Annotated in this window: 5 protein-coding genes; 2 read left to right on the forward strand and 3 right to left on the reverse strand. The window is 68.0% G+C overall.

Features of this window, described 5'->3' with window-relative positions:
* Positions 1-392 precede the first annotated feature (392 nt).
* Both ACFRAC_RS36585 and ACFRAC_RS36590 read right to left on the reverse strand, forming a co-directional pair.
* Entirely contained in the window at positions 393-788 is a 396-nt protein-coding gene (locus tag ACFRAC_RS36585) for a contact-dependent growth inhibition system immunity protein (protein WP_382939637.1), read from the reverse strand.
* A gap of 265 nt (positions 789-1,053) precedes the next feature.
* The gene (locus ACFRAC_RS36590; RefSeq protein WP_382939639.1) at positions 1,054-1,830 is read right to left on the reverse strand and encodes a hypothetical protein; all 777 of its coding nucleotides are present in this window, start codon (positions 1,828-1,830) and stop codon (positions 1,054-1,056) included.
* Positions 1,831-1,928: 98 nt separating this feature from the next.
* Between ACFRAC_RS36590 and ACFRAC_RS36595 the strand changes: the two genes are divergently transcribed.
* A complete protein-coding gene (locus ACFRAC_RS36595) occupies positions 1,929-2,360 on the forward strand; it encodes a hypothetical protein (RefSeq protein ID WP_382939642.1) in 432 nt (143 codons plus the stop codon).
* Positions 2,361-2,587: 227 nt separating this feature from the next.
* Positions 2,588-2,722: a hypothetical protein gene (locus ACFRAC_RS36600; RefSeq protein WP_382939645.1), complete on the forward strand. Its 135-nt coding sequence runs from the start codon at positions 2,588-2,590 to the stop codon at positions 2,720-2,722.
* Positions 2,723-3,172: 450 nt separating this feature from the next.
* On the opposite strand, the gene ACFRAC_RS36605 is transcribed toward ACFRAC_RS36600, so the two are convergent.
* Entirely contained in the window at positions 3,173-3,817 is a 645-nt protein-coding gene (locus tag ACFRAC_RS36605; RefSeq protein ID WP_382939649.1) for an NADPH-dependent F420 reductase, read from the reverse strand.
* Between the last annotated feature and the right edge of the window lie 18 nt (positions 3,818-3,835).

Raw genomic sequence — 3,835 nt, forward strand, 5'->3', positions numbered from 1 at the left:
GTAGTCGGCTGCTGACAGCCCCGTTGCGGCTGTTTGGCCCACGTCCCTTGGCTGGAGTGAAGGAGGAAGGGACGGGCGCGATGGGCGGCGCGGCCCCCGCCGGGGATCGGGGCGCGTTCAGCGGATTACGCGTCGGCCGGGGCCGCCGCGCCTCACCGCCCTGAGCCCGGCGGCGGAGAGCGGATCGCTGGCGGTGTTATCAGGCGTCATCGTCCCCGGCTGCAGCGAGCTGCTCATTTACCGCGAGCCGGCGCATGTCCTTGTCGATGCGAGCTGACGCGAGGGAGGCGCCTTCGCCGAATCGGATCAGCTGTTCTGCGGGGCTGCAGAAGCGGGGCGTGGCGCTGGGGCTGGCGCGGCAACCGCCATGGGACATGTCCTGCGTCGGTGCTCTATCGAGTCAGGAACCGTTCAACCTTCTGTTGCAGGTCAGGCGGCAGGTCGGTCAACTTCGAGATGATCGCGCGTAGTTCTCGGCCGAGTTCGGAGGATCCGGTCCAGACCGCCGGGTTCCTGGTGAGGACCGCGGACAGCAGATCACCTTCGTACATGTGCCCTGCTGTCATCGGGTTGTCCCGTAGTACCTCCAGTGCCAGTGGCAGGAGGTAGGGCAGTCCTATGTCCTGGCCGATCAACAAGCGCATGTCTTCGACGGTGAGCTCGCCGATCGGGCGGCGCCGCAATGCGTGTGCAGTAGCGGCAAGGCGGGTGGCGTCGGCTGACGGGGCCGGCCAGCGGTCGCGTTCGAGCTCTTCAAGGGAGCGGTCACGATTCAGGGGTCGCGTCACCGCCCGATTGTCCTACGACGGGATCTCAAGCGCGGTCCGAGGAGGCCGCCACCACTGGCCTGGACCACAGCGGGGGACCTGGGCCTGCGGGTACACCGCGTCGGTTGGCGGAGGTTGCGGCCAGAGGCCCCCGAGTCTTCTTGGTTCACTTCAGGGGCAGTTTGTCCCTCGGTTCGGGCAGCAGTTGCGGATCTTCAGGCCCGGGAATGTTCACGAGAAATGGCAGCGCGGGTGACGCGCGGTGCGTCGTCGTGTCCGCGAGGCGTCACTGCCGGGCGGGGGGCCGAGTGAGTGCGGTTCCGATCTTGGTCAGCATCTGGCCGAGGAGGAGGAGGGCTCGGGCTCGTGTCGGTGCTCCGCGTGCTGTTCCCATCCAGTGGGCGTCGGTGAGTTTCTCTGTCGCGGTGAGGATCTGGTCGTCGTTCTGGGTGGCTAGGACGAGGGCGAACCGCACGTAGTCGCCGATGTCGGTGCCCTGGGGGTGCTGGTGCGTGATGGTTTGCAGGCGCGGTGTCAGGGCGGGCAGGGTGCGGTGAGTTGGGAAGACGACGGCAAGCCCGGCGAGGGCGAGGCGAACCGCTGGGCATTCGGCCGACCAGCGGGTCAGCAGATCTGGGACGTGGGCCTGCACCGCGCTGCGGGCCCGGGCCTCGCTGTCGGGATCGGCGTGTGGCGGGGTGGCCGGCCAGGTCTCGGCGAGGTGGCGCTCGGCGGCAGTAGCGGCCCTGAACAGCAGGTCGACGGCTTGGAACCGGTGCCGGGCGGGAATGCGGTCGTCGACAGCGAGGGCCGCGACCAGAGGGAGGCCGTCAGCGGTGGCGGACTGGCAAGTGTCCTGGTGGAGGATCTCGTTGTAGAAATCGCCAAGGAAGCTCCGGTCGTCCCCGCAGGGGGCGACCTCGGCGTTGAACAGCATGGCGGCCTGGGGCGGTCTGAGGCCCGGCAGGCGGTCGGCGATGACGTCCCGGAAGAGCTGCCGGATCGGCGTACCGGAAGCGATCGCACTGTTCCGGGCCTGTTCGGCTTCGCCGTTCGTATCCATCGCCGACGTTCCATCCTCCCTGTGCCTGTGGGGCCCGTTGAAGTTCCTATATATCGTCAAGGTGGTCGGTTGTCGTGACTGGGTCGTACTGTGCCCGGGTGCGCTACTTGGTGGAGACCTTCATCGTCGGGGCCTTGAGGCGGGGCCGTTCGGTTGAGCAGTTCCTCGGGCCGATTGGCTCGCCCGAGCGCCCTGGTGTGAGGTATGCCGAGGTCCGGGCGGCGAGCACGTCGTACGAGGTCTACGTCCATGCCGTCGAAGACGTCGGGCACGAGAACTTTCTGGACCTGGACGTGTTCCCGCCGTTCGATCAGGACTCCAAGGAAGAAGAGTTCGGCCAGCTCTTGGGCAAGGCCGAGGACCCGCAGGGCGCTCTGGTTCTTGCCGAGAAGTGCACGGGAGCTGTTCGCGGGCGATGGGTCAACCAGGGTGTCGCGCAGGACGGGTACCGTGACTTCGTCCGGGCGGACCGCCCATCCAGCGCGTCACCGGATGGGCATCCGTGGCCTGGCCCGCACACCGGCCCGTGAAACCCTGGTCGCCTCGGTCACGTCACCGGTGCCGGTGCCGGGACGCCAATGGTTTTCAGGGGTCTGTGGACCTCGCGGGCCACGACCCTCTTCAGGCACCGCATGACGTCTTCGGAGGACATGCCTTCGGAGGTGCGTCTGGCGACGTATCTCCTGGCGACCGGAAGGCACTTCTGTTGAGAACACCTCTGTCCAACCGACGCTTCGTCCTCCAAGGAGCCGTCGAAATGACCCAGCGCCCGTTCAAGTCCCGTCCGCAGCCCGTCGTCCACCCGCTGGCGTCCGCCCGGCCGTGCCTGGCCGCCCGACCGGGCGAGGCGCTCGCCGAGCGCCCGTTCGCCGCGGCCGCGGCCCGACCGTAGTCCTACAGCAGCTCCCCATCCATGCGCCCGCCCGGGCCCCCGCGTATCCATCCGTCCGGCCGGGGCTGCCGTGTCCAGGTGTATGCGGGCGTCGTGAGTTGGAGCCTGGTCTGGCGGTCTTCCGACTGCTCGCCGGCGTTCCGTTGCGGCCCGGGTGCGGGTTTGGCGTTCGAGGTGCTCAGCGAGGTGTGGTCGGGGTGTTTTGGTCTGGTTGTTCGCATGCCGCTCGACGGTGTGGCGCTGTACCCGGGAATGGGTGTCGTGTGTCGGCGGCTTCGGGAGTCGTCTCCGGTGTAGTGGGCTTGATCGGTGTCGATGGGTGCGGGCGTCAGTTGCAGTCCAGGGGGCGTTGTTCCTGCCGGCGCCTGGCGTCCGGCGTCCTGCGCCCTGCGTCCGGCTGCTTCGCAGGTGCGCGCTTCTTGGTGTGGTGTGGGTGTGGTTTTGGTGGGGTCAGTGGGTGTGGGTGATGGCGGTCGGTTTGAGTCCGTGTCGGCGCAGGATGTGGGGGACGGCGAGGATCATGGCTTCGGTGGCGCGGGCTGTGGTGATGTCGCCGAGGTCCTCGATGTGTTCGGGTTGCCAGCCCAGGTCGGCGAGGAGGCCGGTGACGGTCCTCTTTGCGTGTTCGTCGTTGCCGGAGAGGTAGGCGGTGGGTGGGGTGGTCAGGGTTTCGGGGGCGGTCATGACCATGTAGAGCATGGTGTTGAGGGTCTTGACCACATGCGTGTGGGGGAGTGCGTTCTGGAGTTTCTCGGCGAGGCTGCTGCCGGGGTAGCACAGGTCGCCGGGCAGGCCGTCTGCGGCGGCGTGGGTTGCGTTGGAGACGTCGATGAGGATCTTTCCGGAGAGCTCGGTGCGCAGGTCGGTGAGGCGCTTGAGGGAGCTGTCGCCGGGTGTCGCGTTGATGACGATGTCGGTGGTGCGGGCGGTGGTGCGCTGGTCGGCGAAGGCGATGCGCGGGTCGAGGCCGACGGTGCGGGCGGCGGTGTCTTCGGGGCTGCGTGTACCGATGGTGACGTGGTGTCCGGCTTGGGAGAGCTTGCCGGCGAGGTTCGTGCCGACGCGGCCGGCGCCCAGGATGCCGATGTTGCTCATGTGGTGATGCTCCTTGCG

Source organism: Streptomyces sp. NPDC056628 (assembly GCF_042792555.1).
Classification (GTDB): Bacteria; Actinomycetota; Actinomycetes; order Streptomycetales; family Streptomycetaceae; genus Streptomyces.

What these genes read in the sequence shown, in the direction of transcription:
- ACFRAC_RS36605 (WP_382939649.1), bottom strand. Translation starts at nt 3,817, where the DNA reads ATGAGCAACATCGGCATCCTGGGCGCCGGCCGCGTCGGCACGAACCTC.
- ACFRAC_RS36600 (WP_382939645.1), top strand. Translation starts at nt 2,588, where the DNA reads ATGACCCAGCGCCCGTTCAAGTCCCGTCCGCAGCCCGTCGTCCACCCG.
- ACFRAC_RS36590 (WP_382939639.1), bottom strand. Translation starts at nt 1,830, where the DNA reads ATGGATACGAACGGCGAAGCCGAACAGGCCCGGAACAGTGCGATCGCT.